This window comes from Desulfosarcina variabilis str. Montpellier, from assembly GCF_048565275.1.
Lineage (GTDB): Bacteria > Desulfobacterota > Desulfobacteria > Desulfobacterales > Desulfosarcinaceae > Desulfosarcina > Desulfosarcina variabilis.
Window position 1 is genome coordinate 8,328,653 of the sequence record NZ_CP159846.1, and the last position, 21,613, is coordinate 8,350,265.

The window sequence follows — 21,613 nt, forward strand, 5'->3', positions numbered from 1 at the left end:
TTCATGGCACCCCTTAAATAAAGTCAACATTTCATCGTTTCTTGCAAACTCAGATTGTATTTTTTCAATTTTAATTGATGAACTCGTAAAAAGTGCCAGACACGTCATGCCGGACTTGATCCGGCATCCAGAACATAATCAAAAAAGGAATGTCGGCCCAACGGAATCTCAATTGGACCGACATTTTCAGGGGGGGCGACCGACATCCTTTTGGATTTAGGCGCTTGGAAAGGTGACGGTTTACGTTAACACTTAGAAGGCGCCAGGGCCGGTTCAGCATCCGGGTCGTAGACCACATCGCCATCTTGCATGACCGGATTCAGATCTTCCAGAAAATCCTGGGTCATCCCCGGCACTTTTTGCAAGTCTTCGGGCTTTTTATAAGGCCCGTTTTTTTCCCGGTAATCCACGATGGCCTGGGCTAGTTCTTCGGGCACATCGATATCCTCGATGGCCACTATTTCTTCAACGGTGGCCGTATTCAGGTTGACAATGCCATCGTCGGCATTTGCGTTCATTGGCGCGGCCAACGCGATCATTGCCATGGCTGCCAGTAAAAGCATGCAAAACGGGGTGACTTTTTTCATATGTTTCTCCTTTCCTCTACCAGGCGGCATTGTCTATCCTTGCGGTTTAATACGGAAGGATGACCGCTCGGGTGGAATCACGGCTTTTTCAGCCGGTTTGGTCAGCTGCGGCACATAGTCGTAGGGAACCCGATAGGCCCGGTAGACCAGGTTGTAATTGCCTTTTTTATTGTAGTATGGACTGATGTATTCCCAAACGATTTCATGGTCCGGCGTCACTTCCTGAAACTGCCCGACGGCGCCGTTGGTGATCAGGGTATTGCCGTTGGGCAGACGCTGGGCCGAGCTGACATAATCCGAATAGAACTGGTATTTGTTGCGCATTCCCATCTGCTTGGCGGAGTGCTCCCAGACCACCTTCAACGTACGCGGATCAAACTCGACAACGCGGGAGAAATCCCTGCGGGCGTCGGACCAGCCAAAATGGGCGCCGGGGTTGCGCGGCCCGTAACCGGCATAGCCGCCGTTGTCGTATACCAGAATGTTGCCCTCTCCGGGAAGCCCTTTGGGGATCATGTGGGTATGGTGCTGGCCGATGATCTGTCCAAGTTTTTTATAAGCCCTCTTGTATACCTTGCCGCCGAATTTCCATTTCACGTCTTTGTAGTAGAGGGGACCAATCTGCCAGACGACCTTGCCGGTGGCTTTTTCGATGATGCAGCTGGTGTTGGTCTGGCGGTTGGAAATGATGATGTTTTCCGGGTTGAAAACCTTGTAGGCTACCGGATCTTCATCCCACCATTTGTTCGGCCCGAGATAGGACGCTGCGTTAACGTGAATCCAGTCGCCACCTTTGACGCCAGGCGTGCGCGTCATGGAAAAAGTGGGGTACTTACGCATGGTTTTCTTGACGCTTTCCGGGAAATTCATCTCGTCGAAATGGTCACTGGCCAGCCACTCCCAGACGATCTTCCCATCGGCATCCACCTCGGCAATGTAATCGTCGTAGAGGTCTTTGTCGGTGATTTTCGGATTCTTGACCATTTTATGGGAAAGCACCAGCATTTTCCCTTTGAAATTGTCCACCACCTGACCCGGCGCATGATAGCCGGTTGAGCTGCCTTCAAACTGGTAGTCGTGATGCATGCCGGCCTGCGGTATCCTGCGCACGACTTTACCGTTCCAATCCACCACGACCAGGTCGGTGGAGTGCGGGTCACCCCAGATGCGGCCTTTTTTTTCGGGCGCCGGCCTTAAGGTGCCGGCCAGATAGCCGCCCTTGAGCATCTTGGGGGGATGTTCGGCCTGGCAGATGTTTTTCCACTGCTTGACCACATTGCCGTTCATGTCAATCAATACGGTGCCTTCCGACTCGACTTCGGTGCCGAAAACCGTGTAGCCGCTCCAGCATTTTTCCGGCTTGTAAATCGTCGTGCCGTGCGGAAATACCGTGGGAAAGGCAAGCAGGCTGCCGGGATTGACCATCGCCGCCGCCACGGTCAGGGCCACGCCGGCGCTGTATTTTATAAAATGTCTTCGGTTCATGGGTGATTAACCTCTCTTGGGCTGTAAATTCGATCAACTAATAAGAATGCATGGTGGGACCATCTTCTTCGTCTTCTTCCTCGTCATCCGCAACATCCTCATCGGCGGATAGGGCCGCGCCTTTCTTGAAATCACTGAAAAAGCGGGGGCAGTCATCTCCACAGATGTAGCCTTCTGGCGTAAGATCTTTACCTGCCAGGCCGGGATAGTCGGTACCGTAACGAAAGGCCCGGTGAATCATGTTGGACATGCCGTTGAGATGGCTGGTATGGGGAAGCGCATCTTTTTCGCCCACCACGCATTTGGTCTTCCCGGCATGAATCGGGCTGACGAATTCCCAAACAACCTCTTTGTCCGGGGTGACTTCGAAAACATGCCCACCGTGGGTGGAGCAAATGAGGGTGTTGCCGTTGGGCAAACGCTGCACCCCGCCCTGGCGATGAGAAAAAAAACTGCTGGTATGCCGGGTTTCGAATTCCCAGACGATTTTGCTGGTTTTCGGATCGACTTCCACGGCCCGGGAACGCCGAAATTCAGGCCGCTCGGAGCCGTTGTCAAAAATAAGCACATTACCGTTTTTCAAAGGAGTGGCGCAGTGGGACCCCCAAACCATCTGATCGCCGTCATCATACCAGCCCGGTTTTTTCGCCTTCGGGTCGTGGGTGGTGGGATTGCCCCAGCGATAGGTGATCTTCCCGGTCTTATGGTCGATGAAATAGAACTCGGCAAAGTTGCGGGAGTTCAGCACCACCGTGTCTGTTTCGGGAATATAAAAAACCGTATTGAAGTGTGACCAGTCGTAGTAGTGGTACATTTCACCAATCGGTCTGGGCAGTTGATAATTAAAATCGAGCTTGTCCGGGCCTTTGCCGATATGATCGCTGACATGCCATTCCCACACGGTCTTTCCTTCGGGGTCTACTTCGCGGACGAAGTCGTTCCAGAAATCGTAATGTTTCGTACCTTTGTAAACAATGCCTTTGCCCTTGGGCGGCAGGGCTTTGGGATCGCGGCCCCTTTTGATGGCTTCTTCCCGGCTCATGCGTTCCCAGCCCAGAATCAGGGTGTTGCCGTTGGGCATGCGATGAAAGGTGTGGTGCTGCATCTCTTCATTGGCTTTCGCCATGGTGTATTCCCAAACCACATTGCCGTCCCAGTCGTACTCCTGTATCATGCCGCCAGTACCACCGATATTGACATAACTATCCTGTTTATGTGGCCACTTATCACCGAGTTCCGCCAATTGTTTTTTCTGGTTGGCTTTGCCGGCGCGCAGAAGGTTGCCGTTGGGAAGCAGTTCGGCGTATAGCCCGGGAGGCGTCTGGCATTTCCATTGGTGTACAATGTTTCCTTCCATATCGATGAGATAGGTCGTATTGCTCGCGACCATGGGACTGAACAGGGTATAGCCGTCAAAGGCCTTGTCCTTGTCATAGTAAAGCACACCCGTCGGGCCGGTGATGGCCTCATAGGCATATGCGGGCGTGAACCACGCGGTGAGCAGCGCTAAAGCCGTACAAACAAACAACGCTCTTTTCATATTACCTCTCCTCTCTGTAAATAAAATGATGTCCTGGAATAAATTCGGCCGGACGCTTACATTGCTTTGAAGTTAGCGATTCTTTAATGGGGTTGATATAGAGAGAAGTAGAGCAAAACCCGGTCCAAATTGATCAATTTTTTTTATAAATATAAATTTCAGCGGGTTATTCTTTTGTTGGCGAAAGGATGGGAGTTAAAGCAAAGCCACTGCCGGTGAAACGCCCAGCATATTGTGCGAGTCTACGCACACGAACCAAGGTGAGGGTATGCGGTTATCTGCACACTGCTACTCAATTCCATACATAGTCATTTTGTCATACAGCGTGCGGCGCCCGATGCCCAATGTTTTTGCCGCTGCCGTCCGGTTGCCCTTGGCATCGGCCAATGCCCGGCAGATTGTCTCCTTTTCAACCTCTTCCATGATTTCTTTCAAAGAGGCGTTTTTTTGTTGGGCAAGCGTGCAGGCGGGATGCATGGGCGCAAATCCGAACAGATCGCGCGTAATCGTATCGCCGTCAGCCAGCAAAACGGCCCGTTCAAGGGCGTTTTCCAGTTCCCTGATGTTACCCTTCCAAGGCATTTGGGCAAGCATGGGCAGCAGCCCGGCATCCAGGTGGCACACCTTCTTGTTGTAGCGTTTATTGTACTTCTTGATAAAATACGAAATAAACATCGGCAGGTCTTCCACCCGTTCCCGCAATGCCGGCATTTTGATGGGAATCACCGCCAGTCGGAAGTATAGATCTTTGCGAAAACGGCCAGCCTCGACTTCTGCATCGAGATCGCGGCTGGTCGCAGATATAAAACGGACATTGATCTTAATCGGCCGGTTGCCGCCCACGGGCTTGATTTCAAGCTCCTGAATGGCTCTCAGCAGTTTGACCTGGGTGCCGGTGGGCAATTCGCCGATTTCATCCAGAAAAATGGTTCCGCCATCGGCCTCTTCCAACAGACCTCGCTTGGCCGAAATGGCGCCGGTAAAGGCACCTTTGACATGCCCGAACAACTCGCTTTCCAAGATGGTTTCGGTCAGCGCGGCACAATCAATGGTAATAAATGGGGCTGTTTTTCGTCGGCTGTTGTCATGAAGATATTTGGCGATCATGCTTTTGCCGGTGCCGGTTTCACCCAGGATCAAGGCCGGCGCGTCCGAGTCGGCGATCTTCTCAATCGTATTCAGGATTTCAGTGATCGCCGGCGTCTTTCCCACCACCCATTCATCGTCCTGACCGTGCTTGGCGTCCGCCTGCTCCAGACTTCGGTGCATACGCCCCGCTTCCACGGCCCGATTCACCAGCAGGACGAGATCCTTGGGGTCAAACGGTTTGGTAATATAGTGAAACGCACCCTGCTGAATGGCTTCGACCGCGCTCTCGATGGTGCCCACACCAGTCATAATCACCACCGGCAGGATGGAATCGAAAAGGCGGATCTCACGTAAAAGATCCAACCCGCTCATGCCCTGGGGCATGGACATGTCCGAGATCACCGCATCGAACTGGATCTGGGCGACCAATTCCAATCCCTTTTCGGCGGATACGGCCGTTTTCACCGCATAATTCTCAAACTCAAAATAATTCTCCAGCACATGTAAAAAGTCCGGCTCGTCATCAATGATCAGGATGATCGGTTTCATGTTACGGTTCCTGTCTGGTTCGGTGTTGTCGTCAATGGCAGTTCGATGATCATCTGCGCGCCTTTCCCTTTTTCCGATTCAGCATAGATCATACCATTGTGACGCTCGATGATGCGCTGGGAGATAAAAAGGCCCAGACCAAATCCTTCTTTTTTGGCATGGGTGAAAAAGGGGTCGAATATTTTCAACAGCATCGCCTTGTCGATGCCCGGCCCGTTGTCCATGATCTTGACCCGGGCCAAGGCCTCCTTTGGATTGCTGCAGCACGTCACGGTCAATACCGGTGCGTCGCAACCGTTCATGGCATCTTTGGCATTTAAAAACAGATTCACCAGGACTTGCTGCAAGAGATGTCGGTCACCATAGACGACCGGTACATCCCCGATATCCTGTCGCTCGATGGTAACTTTTTTCAGCTGGGGCCGGATCATGTTGAGGGTCAGTTCCACCAGCTCGCGCAGATTGACCGCTGTCATGACGGCATTGCCGGGTTTGGTAACGGCCAACAGATCTTTGGTGATTTTACCGGCCCGTTCCGTGTTGCGGCGAATCGCGTCCACAAAATCGTTGGCGTCCTCGGCGAACCACCCCCTGGAGGCGATCAGTTCCAGATTCGCACGCACGATCCCCAGCGGATTGTTGATCTCATGGGCCACGCCCGCCGCCATCTGACCGATCATCGCCATCCGGTCGGCCTGCACGAGTTCACGCTCGATGCGATTCCGGTCCGTTACATCCCTGGCAAAAAAGCAGGCCACCGGCTCGGTTACCAGATCGTCATTGGCAATCCGGGATGCGGCAATGCTCAATTCTCGGATCTGTCGGGTTGTATTATGGAAACTCAATTCCGTGGCGGCCTGTCCCTGCGTAAAAATTGAGGCGATAAACGCCTGAAGCTTCGCCTTGTCGCCCTCCACGGCGAAATCGATGAGTTTGGATGACTCCTGAGGGTCAATCGCATCCCCCAATATCTGGTAGCGGGCTTCCTTATTGGCATTGACGATGTCGCCTTGGGGATTGATCACAAAGATCATGTCCGGCGAGGACTCGATCAATGCCCTTGATTTGCTTTCACTGATCTGCAGGTTAAGGGTCACTTTGCGGATCTGCCGCTTCAATTGATGGTTCCAAAATAAAACCGCGCACAGGGCAAGGCCGGTCAGTCCAATCCCGATAAGGATCAAGCGGCCGTATTGACTCCAGTAGTCTAATGGAAATGCCACCCCATGCCATTTTTCTTTAATGGATTGCATGACGCCGCGTTCCTCCAGCGTCTTGATGGCATCGGACAGACCGACGTATAATTGATCGTCGTCGGCCCTCACCGCAATGTAAAGCGGTATCAGATCCAAAACCATGCCTACCCGGCGCACATGCGTCAGCTTCTTTTTTTGAATGTGGTATTCGGCGATCATCTCCGACGGGACGATCATGGCGTCCAGTTCGCCCCGATTGAGTTTTTGAAGCCCCTCCAGCTCCGATGTGACCGCAACGGCCTCCCCCATCTTGGGATACCGGGAATAGCCCTCGCCGATTAAAATGCCGACCCGTTTGTCACGCAGGTCCTTGTTGCAGACAACCGTTTTGCAGCTTTGATGGACGTAGATGCGGCGTTTCAGGGTAATCCCCACGGGAATATAATGGACTCCGGAAAGGTGATGTCCAGCGATGGTAGAGAGAACAATGGCGTCGATTCTTTTCTTTTCCAGCATTTCCCAGCGGTGTTCGAGATCCACGATGTCAACATAGACAATCCGGGCTTTCATCAGTTTACGGACCTGCTCCATGATGTCGATATTCATCCCGCGCAGCCTGGGCTTGTCAACCGTATCGTCGAGAAAACAAAGGGGTGGCGCAACCGAACGAACCCCCACCCGCAGTGTGTCGGCCAGTGATGAGGCTGGACTGGCGGTGAGAGACAGCAGCAAACCGATCATGCAGGCGAAAAAAAACGATTGTCCGGTAGTCTTCATGGAAGTCCCCATTCACTTCCCTATCAGTTCATTGTTGCCTGGCTCCCAAGCTCCTGCGCGGCACCCTTTGTTCAGTCCGGTGAAGCCCAACGGGTGCTCCCACGCGAAGCATGGAAGTAAGGTGGCGAACCAACTTGAGCGTTCTGGATAAACAACAAATATATTATATCCCAACCTCGTTTATAGCGAAAGTCATGCCAGCCTGTCTGAAGGCAATACCGATTGAAGAATTGGCTCTGTGAGCATCTACCGGCACACTGAATTCTTGAATTTGTGCGGCAGTTCGCACATCGATGCCCACAACCGTTGCTTTTTCAAACGGGAACAAGACTTTTCATATATGGTTACAGTTGGTTATGACTATTGGCATACATGTTGTATTGGTGGGGTAAACACAACCACACGTTGACTGATGATTAAAACACCCAAGTTAAAATCAGAGGACCCCATCTTATGAACAGAACCTGCCGATATCAAGCATCAGCCCTGCTCGCTGCCGGCCTCATCATCCTGTTGGGCGCATTCGGGACAGCCGAGACCATTGCCGCCGAATCGCCCCACGGTCTGGCGCCGGCCAGCAACATGACCTTCATGCCGCATCTGCCGGGACTGCGCAACAAGACCTATCGAAACCATTTCGGAAAATCAAAAAATCTTTCCGAAGCCATTGTACTGCGACAGAGTACGATAAAGGATGGACACGCCACAGTGCCGGCAGCCGGACTGTTTTACATCTCCGAAACCAGCGGTGATGCACAGCCGTTTCACCGGGATCCCTTTCTGGTGTTGGGCGAGCACACCTATCTGGTGGACCTGATGCCAACGAAACGGGCAATCAAGGACTTTACCGTGAAAAGAGGAGAAAAGCGGTTTGTTGCCGATACCGGCTATCGCATGTGGTTCGACTATGCCACCGATCATTATGACAAGCCCTATGCGGAACTGGCCCTGATCTCGCCCTCGGGCGGATGGCCGCTGGAATTTCCCATTGCCACGGTTTTCCCAGGCCGGGAAGCGGTCACCCAGCTGCAAAACGAGCAAGGGCATGTGGGGCAACTCAAGGATTTTTATCTGGACAACGAATACTACTATGGGGCCATGAAAATGAAGGCCCGCCGCATTGATTTTGATACAGCGGAATTTGACAGCGTTGAATTTCCCGCCATCAGCGAGGCGGTGTTTTCCATGCATCGGCCTATCGTCCTGGATGTGCGCCAGGAGGATTTCCGCTTCTACTTTGATAAACGCATCTATGCGTTCCGGCGTCCGGATGGATTTTTGGTACGGGTTACCAATTTCAGCGGCAGCGAAGTGATCGCCGAAAAAATGGTCAAGCCCATTACCGGCCAGGGATATAAGAGCCTGGCCAAGGAAAAAGACAAATACCATCTGACCATTGACGAACTGAACATGCGCATCGAAATCATGGTGCATCCCTCGTTCATGAAGCACTCGGATTTGGTGCCCTGGTCCACCGGCAAATCCCATGGATTCCAGAAAGGCGAACTCAATTTCGTGATTTACCGCGAATTGATGACAGTCAAGGACGGCCAGCCCTGGCCCCTGGACCCGCGCTATACCGTCCGCCTGGAACCGCACATGATGACCGGCATGCTGCAGCGCCTGATCATCGAAAACGCTCAGCCGTTGACCTTCTCCAGTGACAGCCCGTCCCATACCGGCCCGGTCAAATACTCGGACGTCTGGAACCGGCCGGCCTTCAAAGTCGTGGCCACGGATTTCGATGCGGATGTGGTCAAGAATCTTTACCTTCGCGACTACTTCGGGATGCGCACGGACAACATGATTTTCTGGCCGGGGGAGGGACGCGAGAACATCGATTTTTTCGTTGGTTCTTCGCCTGTGCTGGAACCGATTATCGAGGACACCTTCCTGACCCGCCTGGCCGACTCCTCGTTCGGCACCGTGGTCGAGGAATCCCACTTTACCTCTTATCCCAAGGTGGTATCGGACAGTTCCTTTTTCGAACCGGATCATACCGCCCCGTTTGTTCCGCGCCTCAAGGGGCTGATGCGCAAGTTTGCCCGCAACCGCAAAAAAGAACGCCTGATTTCAGCGGAAAGTGTTTTCATTCGCGGGTCGTATGTGGACTACCGCAACAATCGCATCGTCATCCCGCCGGCGGGTCTTTGCTACAGTTCCCGCAATGCCCGCAATATCCGCACCCTGGCTGGCGAATCCTTTTTCATGCTGGGCAAGAAAGCCTATCTGGCCGAATTTTCATCCACCACCTTTGTGCGCAAAAACGTTCACCTGGATTTCTGGAAAAATCAGCCCATGGGGGACGGCAATCTCATGTACTGGCAGGACGAACTGTTGGGGGTACGCAACAAAGCCCTGCGGTTTACCGGCCATAAATATCTCGACGACCGGCCCGTGGCCGAGCTCTCGTTGATGAAATACTCCGGCAACCGCTGGGGCGCCCATTTTCTGCTGGCCCAGGGGCTCGATCCCCAGGGGGACAACCGCTATCATCTGCCCGAGATATTTGCCGAGGGCGCCACCTACATCATTCCGGAATACATTGGCTCCAATTACGCCAAGATCAAGGAATTCGGCACCCCATCCATCGAGTCGATCCGCTTTACCTATAAAAAGCCCAAGGCGAAAACCCTGGGGGTCGGAGAAACAGCCAAACTGGGGCCGTTTACCCTTGCGTGCACCGGCATCGATAAAGCCGCCATGACGGTGAGCCTGACGATTAGCGATGCCAGCGGCGCGATCGTCGCCCAAAAAAACCTGGGTCCCCTGAACGACGACATGAAGGCCCTGCTGCCCCAACATCAGATTGCCGCGCGGGCCATGCAGCTTGCCCACGCCGATGTGCAGGCCGAATGGGACATCAACGAACCGTTCAAGGGCGACAAGGCCAAGCTCTACCTGTTTACCGGTATTCAGCTGCTGGAGCGGGATACGCCCTTCGAGTTCGACAATCGCTTCATGGTCCGCCCCGATGTGTGCGGCCATTGCTACCAGTTCAACGAAATCCTGCTCGACAACCCCGAGGCCATCATTCTGGATGCGGACAACCCGGTGTATGAAGGACCCAAAAGAAAGGACGGGACGCCCCTGTTCCGCATCGTCATCGACCATTTCGACGGCGAGCGCATCCACGCCTGGCATATCGAGACCGATTACAAGGACGAGATTGAAAAGACCGACAACCTGGCATTCCGACCGCGGAACAATGTGGATGTACTAGTCGGCGTCACCGGCACCATCGAGGGATTCTTGCGGCTTTCCATGCTGCCGCGCTTAGGCTTCATGGAGTATTGGCGCACCAGTGCCAAGGCCCCACATACCAAACTGTCAGGCGCCGTCAACACCGGTGGATCGGCCCACATCAAGCGTTGATGAAAACAAACGGATTTTATTAACCCGGCGACAAAATAGGTAATACAGCGTCATGCCGGACTTGATCCGGCATCCAGTAAATTCCTGGATTCCGGCCTACACCGGAATGACGACCACCTTCTGTATTTAATTGCCGAAGCAATATTTGCCAGCGAATCGATTTGCATAAAAAAGGACGACACCCATGAGCGCAACCATTACCGCCGATTACGATGTCAGACGGCGCAGTTTTCTCACATCGCTGTACAGTTTCAAGGAAGTGCTGCCCGGCCTGTTGGCCATGCTTTACATCGCCGTGTTCGCCAACAATCTGCCCGGTGTACCGAATCCGTTCACCCTGCAAAATCTGTTTTACTGGCTGGACGGCGTGGTGGGGCCGCTTCACCACCAGCCCCTGTTCCAACTGCTCAATTCCAATTTTGTATGGAATCCGCTGCTGTTGGGATTGATCATCGGTAACCTGTTCGGTGTGCCCGACCGTTGGAAGCGCGGCCTGTCCTATATTCATATGTTGATGCCCCTTGGCATTATCATGCTGGCGCCCCATTTCATGGTGTTTCAGGCGGCCAAACTCGGCGTGGTGCCCATCGTGATCTGCACCATCTTTCTGTTTTTGACGGCTTCCCTGACCCTTTATACGGCCAAACTGCTGGGCCTGGATGACCGCCACGGCGCCATTATTGCCGGCGGGCTTTCCACCGGCGATCCCCATGCCTGTGCCATCTTAATGCCCCTGATCAAGGCCAAAGGCGGCCAGGTGGTCAACGCGGTGGTCTGTGTGATCGGTTTCGGTCTGATCGCCATGATCGTCCTGCCGCTTGTGGGCAGGGTTTTTGGCATACCCGAACCGCTCATGGGGCTGGCCTCGGTTGTGGGAGTGGGCAACGGTGCCCAGGCCCTTTATGCCGCCTTTGGCACCGGTTACGAAGCCGGCCGCTATGCCGTTTGGTATGACGTGGGCCGGCATGTAATCATGCCCGCCGGTTTTTTGTATGTGTTTATCGTCATGTTCATCCGCAAATTGCGCAACCGTCATAACCCGGCCATCCATGCCACCCGCGGCATCAAACGTTTCCCTACTTGGTTAGGTGTGTTTATCTTTTTCTGGGTGCTGGCCTGCCTGCACGTTTTTAAGGAGCCCGCCCACCACGCCATATTCAACCTGGTCAAATGGGATTTCTCATTGGCCGCCGCCGCGCTGGGGCTGAGCCTGTCATTCAAGGATATCACCGCCGCCGGCATCAAAGGATTTCTCGTAACCTGCATTGCCGGTGGCCTGCGCATTGTTCTGCTGTTGATAGCCTTGAGCGTTTGCATCAAGGCCGGCTGGCTCACCGTATAAATGTCAATTGCCATGTATAACGATCGAGGAGGTGCCATGAAACGCAATTCACACACAACGGATCAAACCGGATTCGACTACATGACCAATAAGGGAAAAGAAGAACAGGACAGGGACCTGTGCGGCCTGCTCATCGCCAGTTTCCTCATATTGGCCTTAACGATCATTCAATACGCCGGGATGTACTGATTATCAATCGCAGGCGATAAGGGTACGAGCATAGCAATTGTATCTGCTATCCTTCCCTTCAGTCTTTAAGCCTAATCCCCCTGAATCCCTAATCATGAGGTTTGTCATGTTCATGTCGTTTGTAGGTGTCTGTCTGTTGATTTTACTGGTCCTTTCCGGCGGTACCGCCCTGTACCTGGGTCTTTTCAAGGCTGACGGAAAGACCGTGTCGTGGGGCCGCAAAGCCTTTTCGGGTGTGGTCAGCTATGGGGCCTCGGCCGGCGTCTGGTTTTTCATTTACAGTTTTCATTACCTGGGATGGTAACGGGGCCATCAGTCGTTTTCTTATAGCGACAGGGTGTGCGGTTGATTTCCCCAACAGCCACCCTGAACGTTGATTTCAACCTGATTTACAATGAGGAGTGCGTCATGCAAAAAAAAACAGTAATCCGCTTGGGCAGCCTGATTCTGGCCATCTGTTTCCTGTTGTCGGCGGCTGCGTTTGCCGCGGATGACAAAGAAGGCAAAATCAATCTGAACACGGCTACCAAAGAACAATTGGTGGGAGTTGGACTGGATGCGGAACTTGCCGACCAAATTCTCGAACTGCGTGAAGAGAATGGCGAGTTTGTCGATATCGAGGAGTTGTCCGATATCGACGGTGTCGATGCCAAACTGATCCGTCAGCTGAAAAAGAAAATCTTCATCGAGGCTGCTGCGGGTTGCAACTGTTAGGAGCGATCATGAAACAAGCAATTCGAATGATTTTGATCTGCCTGGTGATGGGGCTGGCCAGCAGTCCGGTTCAGGCCGAGATCATGGGTGATTACCTTGGCCATACCGCGTGTATCGAATGCCACGAAGAGATCGTTGACGGGTGGCAAACCACCGGCCACGCCCATGCCTTCGACACCTTGAAAGAGCAGGGTGAGGAGAAGCAAACCATTGCCGGATGTGTGAAGTGCCATGTGGTGGCCTTTGAAAAGGATGGCGGTTTTATCGACATGACCCTGACCCCGGAGTTGAAGGATGTGCAATGCGAAGCCTGCCACGGCCCGGGTCGCAGGCATGTGGAATCGGACGGGGATCCGGCCGAAATTCTCGTAAAGGCTGACGAGGCCATGTGCCGCACGTGTCACACAAAAGGGCAGGATAAAAATTTCGACTACGCCGTCAAGGCGCAATTTGTCCATGGTGGCGGGTCAGCATCCATCGCCCAGGCGACAGCCAAGGATCAGGACGGCGGGCACCTTTTGGCCGATGTCCGGGATGTCGATTTCGGCAAGATGGTGGAGGGGGTGGTGGCCAAAAAGATGGTCCAGCTGAAAAATACCGGCAATGCCCCCCTTAACATTACCAATGTCACCACGTCCTGAGCGTGCACCTCTACCGTGCTGGGTCAGCACGAACTTATGCCAGGGCAGACAGCGGAACTGACAATCGTTTACAACACCTACAAGTTTCCCGGAAAATTTAATAAATTCGTCACTGTCTTCACCGACATCGACAACCAGAAGAAACTGCGCATCGATATCCATGGGTTTGTCAAAGCCATTCCCATGGGCGTTCTCGAAGTCGATCCCCGCAAAATCGCACTGGGCGAGGTCAAGGTGGGCGTGGCGGCGTCCGGCATGATCACCGTTAAAAATACCGGTGATGCGCCAATGAAGATCACCAAAGCCGTATTGAAAAAAGCGAAAACGGTCTGCTTTGAGGGCAGCGTGTCCATACCGGCCGGAAAAACCCATACCATCCCCTTTTCAGTCACGGCGCCAAAGACAGGCCGCCATATCGACTACGTCCTGATCCATTCGGATGCCAGAAATGTGACTAAAAAAGGATATAAAGTGGTTGTTACCGCCAATGCACAATAAGGAGGTTACCGTGAACCATCATAAAAAAATCCGCAACACCATTTTACTCGGATTGATCATGATACTGGGCTGCGCCTTCTCCGCCTATGGCCTGGAAGAAACCGGCGGCATCGGTATGAAGGTGGCGCAGCTTTACGACTATATCCGGGATGATCACCGGGGCAGTATCGTCGTATTGGATGTCTTTCCGAAAAGCCCTGCTGAAGAGGCGGGCATCCAGCGCGGTGATATTTTGACTCACATTGACGGCAAACTGACCCGTGGCAAGGATTTTGAGAAGGTTTTACAGGAAGATTTGCGCGGAGACGAAGGATCTGAAATTAAAATTAAAGTTTGGCGCTCTTCCTCAAAACAGCGATTGGAGATGACATTGATACGCGTACCGATGGTCTATTGACAGAGAAAGATCCTTTTTGAAAACGGGTATGAAGAGTTGTACAAATCATTCCCCATCCATGTCGCTTTTCTACGCGGCACGACGGTGGCCCCGGTCGGTAACATCACCATGAAAAAGGAATCCATGGTCCTTGACGCGCTTTCCATGGCCCAAGCCGCCAGGGATTCCGGTTGGGTGGTGATCGTCCAGGTTGAACGCCTGGCCGACCGGACCGGGGGACGCTCAACGCCCGCGACATCATTATTCCCGGCATCCTGGTCGACTGCGTGGTGGAAAGTATATTGGCGCCCCTCGACCAAAAGGTCCACACCATCGCCAACTACGACAATTTCAATGTCTCACCGCACCTGGTGGACGAATACGTGGAGATGGTCAAATACACGGCGGAATTTTATGAGAGCGTAACCCGGTATACACCCAGCACCGTCCTCAGAATGAAGCTGGGCGATGAGCTCGAGAAACGGGGAGTGGCAACCCACATCTATGAAAGCCGGGAAGAAGCCCGCAAAGCCCTGGCCGGCGACGCCGTCGGTTGATATCAAGGCAATGGAATGGGGGAGCGGTAGAGTCGCATTCCGTTCCGAATTCAGGCGTCTGAAATGGCTGGGGTTATCTTATCATTCGAAAGTGCCAAGCCAATACCAACTTGTTTAAATGGCAGCCCCGATGATGACTGTGCTCGGGTCAGGGCACAACAATAAATCATTAACCTTTTTCAACAACGCCCTATTGGAAAATGGCTTGGCAACATAATCATCAGCACCCAACTTGGCCTTGATCATCGTTTCGGCCAATGGGCCATGTCGTCGTTTCGCTCCCATGCTCCGCGCATCCCCGTCGACTTAAGCGGTAAGATCGTCAGCAATTGTAATTTTGGAGGTGTTCAGCGGGAATTTCATCGATCGATAGTAAAAAATGATGATCGATTACGAGCACGAAAAATACCAATGCCCGTCGTGCTCGTGCTCAGTGAAACGGTGCTCGTAATCGTAATCGAGAAAGCAAAATGATGATTACGACGACGATAACGAGCACGAAGATATTACGCCAAGGGTTTTTCATCTCCCTCCCATGCTGAAGTGTGGGAGCACGTTCCGCTGTTCACTTGAACGTGATGCGGGTTCCCAAGCGGAGCTTGGGAACCCGTTAAGTTGACGGGGATGCGCAGAACGTGGGAACCCGGTGCCTTCTGGCCGAAACGATGATCAAGACCTCTTATTGGTTTCATCGTGTGTCAGTTTTATGTTTGCCATAGTGCTGGTACCCTAATCCTTTAGCATGAAACGCTTTATCTTTCCGGTTGCCGTTTTGGGCAGTTCATCAACGAATTCGACCCACCGTGGATATTTGTAATGGGCAAGGGCTTTCTTTACGTAGGCCTTGATCTCGGCGGCCAGTTCTTCCGTGGCAGACGTCCCCGTTTTTAGGACCACAAAGGCCTTGGGTTTGATCAGATTTTCGTCATCCGGCGCCCCGACCACGGCGCATTCCAGCACACTGGGATGCTCCATGATGCAGGCTTCCACTTCAATGGGAGAGACCCAGATTCCACCGACCTTGAGCATATCGTTGGAACGGCCCACGTAAAAGAAATAGCCGTCTTCGTCGCGGAAGAACTTGTCATCCGTATTGATCCACTGACCGATCATGGTGTTCTTGGATTTCTCGTGTTTGTTCCAGTAAAGCGCCGCCGTACTGTCGCCCTTAATCAAAAGTGTGCCGACCTCACCATCGGGAACATCGTTAAAGTCGATGTCCACGATCCGCGCCTCGTATCCGGGAACCAGCTTGCCGGTGGAGCCCGGTCGCATGTCATCCACACGATTGGAAATAAAGATATGCGAAATTTCCGTCGACCCAATACCATCCATGATGCCGACATCAAAACGCTCTTTCCAGCGTTTGAGAATCTCCGGCGGCAAAGCCTCGCCCGCCGACACACACACGCGTACGCGGCCCAGGCTGCCCGCTTCGGTGAGCATGCTGCCAAAAAGCGTGGGAACGCCAAAGAAAATGGTCGGCTGATGCTTTTCAATCGTGGCATACATGGTATCCGGCGTGGGCCGTCCCGGATGATAGACCGTCGTCGCCCCAACGCTGAAGGGGAAGTAGAGCCCATTGCCCAGCCCGTAGGCAAAGAACAACTTGGCGGCGGAAAAGCAGACGTCATCCTCCTTGACCTTCAGCACCTGCTTGCCATAGGTTTCGGTGGCATAGACAATGTCGTGCTGGAGATGCACCGTGCCCTTGGGCAATCCGGTGGAACCTGAACTGTAGAGCCAGAAACAGGCATCGTCGGGTGTGGTCGGCGCCACGTCCAATTCATCGGATTTATCCGCAACCCATTCATCGAAGGTGACATTGCCCTGGCCTGCATTGGCACCAACAACAACCACATGCTCGAGGAACATCAGCTTCGGTTTGATATCCTCGATGATCGGCAAAAGGCTCTGGTCCACCAGCAGCACTCTGGCCCGGCTGTCATTGAGAAAATACGTGTAGTCTTTGGGCCGCATCAAGGTGTTGAGGCAGATGGGCACGGCACCGATCTTGATGGCGCCGAAAAAGGCCTGGGGATAGACTTCGGTATCCAGAAGCAACAGGGCCACGCGTTCCTCCATCCGGACAGCAAGCGATTTAAGCGCATTGCCGACCCGGTTGACCCCCTTTTGGACCTCGCCGTAGGTCATTTTCCGATCTTCACAAAGGATCGCCACCTTGTCGGCACGGCCCTCGCGAATATTGCGATCCACAAAATAATCGGCTGCGTTGAATTGTTCCGGTAGGGTTAACTTAAATTCCATCTATCTACTCCTTTCAATGCCTGACGGTTCCACAAAAAGTCGAAAATTTCAATTTGGCGTCATTCCGGCGCAGGCCGGAATCCAGTCTTTTCAATAGGTTCTGGATGCCGGATCAAGTCCGGCATGACGAATCTGGCACTCTTTACGAGTTTATCAATGCCTGGGGCATTGCTAAAAATGGGTAAGGACTAAGCATTAATTACCGTTTTATCGATATTTACCTTAACGCCGGCCTTGAGTGACGGGTGAAAGAACAGATCCAGGCTCTTCTCTTCCACACGTCCAGGTTTGGTAACGAGGCAGACAACGAAGAACACCACGCCGGTAGCGATAAAAGCAGCCAGAAAACCATTGAGCTGGAAAAGATTGGCCTGGGGGAACAGCACCATGTTCTTGCCGCCCCAGAAGAAAAAGACCAGGTTCAGGCCCAAACCGACGATGGTGCTGGCCATGGCACCGGCGGCGGTGGCACGCTTCCAGAAATAGGCGCCCCACAGCGGAAAGATGGTGACGGCCACGGTGCCGAAGGCAAGCACGGACAACTCCGCTACCGGGGTATTCGGATTCCAGGCGAGGACCACGCAGATGGCCATGATCACGGCCACCGACCAGCGCGCCGCACTGACCAGTCCTTTTTGATCCGTATTGGGGGCGACCAGCTTGAGCAGATCATTGGCCAGGTTGGTGGCATTGCCGAAGACCAGGCCGTTGACCGTGGACATGGCTGCCGTGAATCCACCGGCCACCGCCAGCGCGGCCAGCCAGTCAGGAAGGATGCGGGAGGCCACGATGCCATAAACCTTGTCCGCTTCCACGCCTTTCAGCCCGGGAACGATGACCGTGGAGGCGATGCCCACCAGGGTCGGCATGGTGATGATGATCAGACAGATCCCGCCGAAGCTCAGCACCATGGCCTTGAAGCCCTTGGCCGTGCGGCTGGAATAGGCGTGCATGTAGGGTTGGGGAAAGCAAACGCAGCCCAGGCACATGGCCGCGGCAAACCCGAACACCATGGGATAGCTCCACAGTTTGCCGCCTTTGGCCCCCAGTTCAAACAGATGCGGATGGGCATCATGAACCAATTGCATGGTGGGCATAAAACCGCCGTTTTTGGCCATGACGGCAAAGAAAAGCACAAACACCATGATCGAGAAAAAGACCCCTTGGACCGTATTGACCCAGGCGGCGCCCTTCATCCCCCCCACGATCAGGTATAAGGTAAACCAACTCGATCACAAACATGACCGCACCGATCGCCAGGGCGGCGACAGCCCAGCTGGGCATTCCTAAAATCAGGGTCGGCGCACCATAGGCGCCATAACCGATGGGGCACCAACACAGCAGTGTAACCACCGCGAATACCACCAGAAAAACAGCCTGTTTCAAACTCGGTCCGTTTTCCATTGGTCCTCCTTATTTCGTGTGCGTGTAAATCATTTCCAGATAGCCTAACCCGGTACCGTGGGCGTTGGTAGTCCATACCAATGCAAATGAAGTGCCTTCTTTCATTGAATTTAATTTATCTTTTAGTTGTTTATAAATTCGATATTATATCTTATATTTTCGCAGACTGTGACGGGCTTTGTGGAGTATTGGTAGTTGCTGGTGTACTGAAAGAACTTTTCAAGGATAGAAAAGAGTTTTCTAGTGATCTTATTTATAGTGTTTAAGATAATGTTTTTGGCAAGGCCTTAAGGGAGGAAGCTGTATAATCAATACCGCGACGACCGATAACGCAGTCCAAAAGCATTATCTTAAACACTATAGATGGGTAGTTTTTAGAACCATGAGCGATAGCTCCAGATGTCCTCTTCCAGGGATTTTTTATCTTCCTGAAGCTTCAGGTACATTGAAGCATTTTGGATAGCCAGGCCACCCTGGTGGGCCAGGGCTTTGACCATCAACAGAACATCATCAGGAAATTCTCGTTTGATTTCGCTGTAAAGGCGCAATGTGCCGATCACCTTGTCCCTGACCATAATAGGCGTAACGATCATCGAGACGATTCCCTCGGCCTTCATTGCTTTTTTAAAAGTGATGCGATGATCGGCGCTAGCGTCACTGATGACGATGGTTTCCCCCTTTAAAGCCAGCTTGGCAGTCTCGGTGGTGGTAACACGCCCCTTTTCCAGGAAGCCTTGACTGAGCCCGTAACTGGCCACAAGATTCAGTTCGTTTTGGTCTTCGTCCAATAGGCGGATTGCTGCTCCGCGCATATCCAAATTATAGCAAATGATCTCGGTTAGGTTTTTGAAAACTTCCTTGATCTCCAAGGATGAATTGATATTGGAAGCCAAGTCCAAAAAAAGCATGGCATTTTTTTGCATCCGTTGGTACAGCCGGTTGTTTTCAATGGCAATGCCACCCTGATCGGCAAGGGCTTGCAAGAATTCTATTTCTTCAGGGTTAAATTCGCGCCTGCTTCCTGTGTAAAGGGAAAGCACACCGATGGTACGGTTGCTGACCCGCACCGGTACGGTGAGCAAAGAGGCAATACCTTCGGCTTTTTTAGCATCGTGGTTTTCAAGGCGCGGATCGGTGGTGGCATCGGTAAAATCAAGATAGCCGTTTCCCTCCAAGGCGGTCACGATCCTGCGGGCTTTCATAGGGTTAGCGTGCAGATAGTTTTTCGACAGGCCGCTCTGGGCCGTGGGCACAAATACATTCTGACGTTCATCAGCCAAAAACAAGCAGGCGGCCTTGCCGTTCATGGATTCCACGGCACTGTCCACGATGAGTTTCAGCAACTCATCTTGTTTGGCGGTGGTGCCGAAGGCCTTGCTAATTTTACAAAAGGTTTTGAAATAGTCTATCTCACGGGGCATGGAGCACCTCCTATTCGTATGCGCGGCAAGGATTGGCTGCGGTTTGTTTCTTATTCGCTTTCCATTACGCTGTTTTCGTATTTGGGTGCAGGCAAAAAATAATTCCTCCAGATGGCGCCGGATTTGTGTTCGCCAATCTTAATAAAATCAGGCAAGGCACATCCGCCGGTGCATATCAGGATATGTGCCGGTGGGGTTAACGCCGCAGACACCACGCGAGGACAAGCAAGATGGTGGAATTATTTTTTGCCTGCACCCTTAGTCTTTGAAGTCGCGCGACTGGCGGTGGTTTTTTTAGCCGCTGGTTTTCGCTTCGCTTTTGCGGCTGGTTTCTTCGCGGAGGGGGGCTTGCGCGAAAGCTGATTGATAGGTATTTGGTCCCGCTCCTTGAGCCAATTGGCAATCTTGGGGGCGAATTCCTCCTGATATTTGGAACTGACATAGATGCCGATGTGGCCGGTGTTGAGGCAGATATCCTCGGTGTCATTGCTGCCCACCCTTTTCACCAGTTGATCGCAGGCTTCCGGGGGCACCAGATGGTCGAATTTACCGTAAATGTTCAGCAGCGGCATGGTCAATTTTCGCAGATCCACGCGCTGGCCGCCGACCTCCATCTTGTTTTGCAGAAGCTTGTTGCCCTGATAGCAATCGCGAATAAACTGGCGAAAAACTTCACCAGGCAGATCAGGACTGTCGAAGATCCATTTATCCATGCGGACAAAATTTTCGACGAACTGCTTGTTTTCGACATTCTCCAGAAAACCGACATACTTGTCGATCATCAGGCGGGCAGGATTCAACAGCAGAAACCCCAGATTCATCATGTCTGCCGGCAGATTGCCAAAGGTGTCGACGACACGATCCACATCGATATGCTCCATCCACACATGCAGCAGCCCTTTGCGGGTGTCAAAATTGGTGGGCGTCACCGTTGTGACCAAATTTTTTATCTTGTCCGGATGCAAAGCAGAATAGATTACACTGAAGGTTCCGCCCATGCAGATCCCCATCAGGTTGATTTTTTCAACCTCGTTTTGTTGGCGAATAAAATCGACAATATTATCCATATATCCATTGATGTGATCATCAAAGCCCTGAAACCGATCATTGCGTGTGGGGTATCCCCAATCAATCATATACAGATCAATACCAGCATCCAGAAAACGTTCCACCACACTGCGGCCAGGTTGCAAATCAAGCATGGTCTCGCGGTTGATCAAGGCATACACCACCAAAAGCGGTGTCCGATAGGAACTTTTCTTACGGGGCCGATAATGCTTAAGCTTAACTCGATCTTCCTCGTAAACCACATCATACGGCGTCTTGGCCAGTTCGGTGTCCAATTCACCCAGCAGCACTTCCGATGCTTTCTTGGCGCGGGATTGAACTTTCTGTGCGTCCTCGGCTATCTTGGACAAGATCAAATCAACCGGAATTTTGCTTTGCGACATATGCTATCCCCTCTAAATAAATGGATTGGGACACTTGATCGCGTTCAGGGTGTCAATGGTTTTTTGGTTTTTTGGGTGTTGTTCATCCCAATGTTGCAACAGTGGGATTTACCTGCGGGAAGTTGAATTCAGGATAGGAATCGGTGGAGGGCAA

Annotated in this window: 19 protein-coding genes and 1 pseudogene; 9 read left to right on the plus strand and 11 right to left on the minus strand. The window is 52.6% G+C overall.

What is annotated here, in order from left to right; genetic code table 11:
• Nucleotides 1-245: 245 nt before the first annotated feature.
• From Dvar_RS37605 to Dvar_RS37625, 5 genes are all read right to left on the minus strand, one after another.
• Entirely contained in the window at nt 246-587 is a 342-nt protein-coding gene (locus tag Dvar_RS37605) for a ComEA family DNA-binding protein (protein WP_419658604.1), read from the minus strand.
• A 33-nt stretch (nt 588-620) separates the two neighbouring features.
• Nucleotides 621-2,072 (minus strand): aryl-sulfate sulfotransferase, encoded by a 1,452-nt coding sequence (locus tag Dvar_RS37610; protein WP_419658605.1) that lies wholly within the window; start codon nt 2,070-2,072, stop codon nt 621-623.
• Nucleotides 2,073-2,109: 37 nt separating this feature from the next.
• Nucleotides 2,110-3,612: an aryl-sulfate sulfotransferase gene (locus Dvar_RS37615; RefSeq protein ID WP_419658606.1), complete on the minus strand. Its 1,503-nt coding sequence runs from the start codon at nt 3,610-3,612 to the stop codon at nt 2,110-2,112.
• A gap of 288 nt (nt 3,613-3,900) precedes the next feature.
• Nucleotides 3,901-5,250 (minus strand): sigma-54-dependent transcriptional regulator, encoded by a 1,350-nt coding sequence (locus tag Dvar_RS37620; RefSeq protein WP_419658607.1) that lies wholly within the window; start codon nt 5,248-5,250, stop codon nt 3,901-3,903.
• A complete protein-coding gene (locus Dvar_RS37625) occupies nt 5,247-7,223 on the minus strand; it encodes an ATP-binding protein (RefSeq protein WP_419658608.1) in 1,977 nt (658 codons plus the stop codon). Before Dvar_RS37625 ends, Dvar_RS37620 begins: the two co-directional genes overlap by 4 nt.
• Before the next feature lie 453 nt (nt 7,224-7,676).
• Between Dvar_RS37625 and Dvar_RS37630 the strand changes: the two genes are divergently transcribed.
• From Dvar_RS37630 to Dvar_RS37670, 9 genes are all read left to right on the plus strand, one after another.
• Nucleotides 7,677-10,598: a hypothetical protein gene (locus Dvar_RS37630; protein WP_419658609.1), complete on the plus strand. Its 2,922-nt coding sequence runs from the start codon at nt 7,677-7,679 to the stop codon at nt 10,596-10,598.
• 184 nt (nt 10,599-10,782) lie between these two features.
• The gene (locus Dvar_RS37635) at nt 10,783-11,940 is read left to right on the plus strand and encodes a putative sulfate exporter family transporter (RefSeq protein ID WP_419658610.1); all 1,158 of its coding nucleotides are present in this window, start codon (nt 10,783-10,785) and stop codon (nt 11,938-11,940) included.
• Nucleotides 11,941-11,976: 36 nt separating this feature from the next.
• Nucleotides 11,977-12,129 (plus strand): hypothetical protein, encoded by a 153-nt coding sequence (locus Dvar_RS37640; RefSeq protein ID WP_419658611.1) that lies wholly within the window; start codon nt 11,977-11,979, stop codon nt 12,127-12,129.
• Nucleotides 12,130-12,235: 106 nt separating this feature from the next.
• Nucleotides 12,236-12,433 (plus strand): hypothetical protein, encoded by a 198-nt coding sequence (locus Dvar_RS37645; protein WP_419658612.1) that lies wholly within the window; start codon nt 12,236-12,238, stop codon nt 12,431-12,433.
• Between the two features lie 104 nt (nt 12,434-12,537).
• Nucleotides 12,538-12,843, plus strand: a complete 306-nt coding sequence (locus tag Dvar_RS37650; protein ID WP_419658613.1) for a ComEA family DNA-binding protein — start codon at nt 12,538-12,540, stop codon at nt 12,841-12,843.
• An 8-nt stretch (nt 12,844-12,851) separates the two neighbouring features.
• Complete coding sequence (locus Dvar_RS37655; protein WP_419658614.1) at nt 12,852-13,484, plus strand: multiheme c-type cytochrome; 633 nt, start codon at nt 12,852-12,854, stop codon at nt 13,482-13,484.
• A gap of 15 nt (nt 13,485-13,499) precedes the next feature.
• Nucleotides 13,500-13,982, plus strand: a complete 483-nt coding sequence (locus Dvar_RS37660; RefSeq protein ID WP_419658615.1) for a DUF1573 domain-containing protein — start codon at nt 13,500-13,502, stop codon at nt 13,980-13,982.
• A 10-nt stretch (nt 13,983-13,992) separates the two neighbouring features.
• Nucleotides 13,993-14,379, plus strand: a complete 387-nt coding sequence (locus Dvar_RS37665; protein ID WP_419658616.1) for a PDZ domain-containing protein — start codon at nt 13,993-13,995, stop codon at nt 14,377-14,379.
• A 281-nt stretch (nt 14,380-14,660) separates the two neighbouring features.
• Entirely contained in the window at nt 14,661-14,915 is a 255-nt protein-coding gene (locus Dvar_RS37670; protein ID WP_419658617.1) for a hypothetical protein, read from the plus strand.
• 114 nt (nt 14,916-15,029) lie between these two features.
• On the opposite strand, the gene Dvar_RS37675 is transcribed toward Dvar_RS37670, so the two are convergent.
• The 6 genes and pseudogenes from Dvar_RS37675 to phaC all read right to left on the minus strand — a co-directional run bounded on the left by Dvar_RS37675 (nt 15,030) and on the right by phaC (nt 21,459).
• The gene (locus Dvar_RS37675; protein ID WP_419658618.1) at nt 15,030-15,200 is read right to left on the minus strand and encodes a hypothetical protein; all 171 of its coding nucleotides are present in this window, start codon (nt 15,198-15,200) and stop codon (nt 15,030-15,032) included.
• Between the two features lie 444 nt (nt 15,201-15,644).
• Nucleotides 15,645-17,183, minus strand: coding sequence for a benzoate-CoA ligase family protein (locus tag Dvar_RS37680; protein ID WP_419658619.1), 1,539 nt, complete (start codon nt 17,181-17,183; stop codon nt 15,645-15,647).
• Between the two features lie 188 nt (nt 17,184-17,371).
• Nucleotides 17,372-18,343 (minus strand): annotated as a pseudogene (locus Dvar_RS37685) (sodium:solute symporter family protein); the annotation flags it as partial.
• Complete coding sequence (locus tag Dvar_RS37690; protein WP_419658620.1) at nt 18,255-18,587, minus strand: hypothetical protein; 333 nt, start codon at nt 18,585-18,587, stop codon at nt 18,255-18,257. The pseudogene Dvar_RS37685 and the gene Dvar_RS37690, both read right to left, overlap by 89 nt.
• A 374-nt stretch (nt 18,588-18,961) precedes the next feature.
• Nucleotides 18,962-20,008, minus strand: a complete 1,047-nt coding sequence (locus Dvar_RS37695; RefSeq protein ID WP_419658621.1) for a GAF domain-containing protein — start codon at nt 20,006-20,008, stop codon at nt 18,962-18,964.
• A 239-nt stretch (nt 20,009-20,247) separates the two neighbouring features.
• Complete coding sequence (phaC, locus tag Dvar_RS37700) at nt 20,248-21,459, minus strand: class III poly(R)-hydroxyalkanoic acid synthase subunit PhaC (protein WP_419658622.1); 1,212 nt, start codon at nt 21,457-21,459, stop codon at nt 20,248-20,250.
• Nucleotides 21,460-21,613 lie beyond the last annotated feature (154 nt).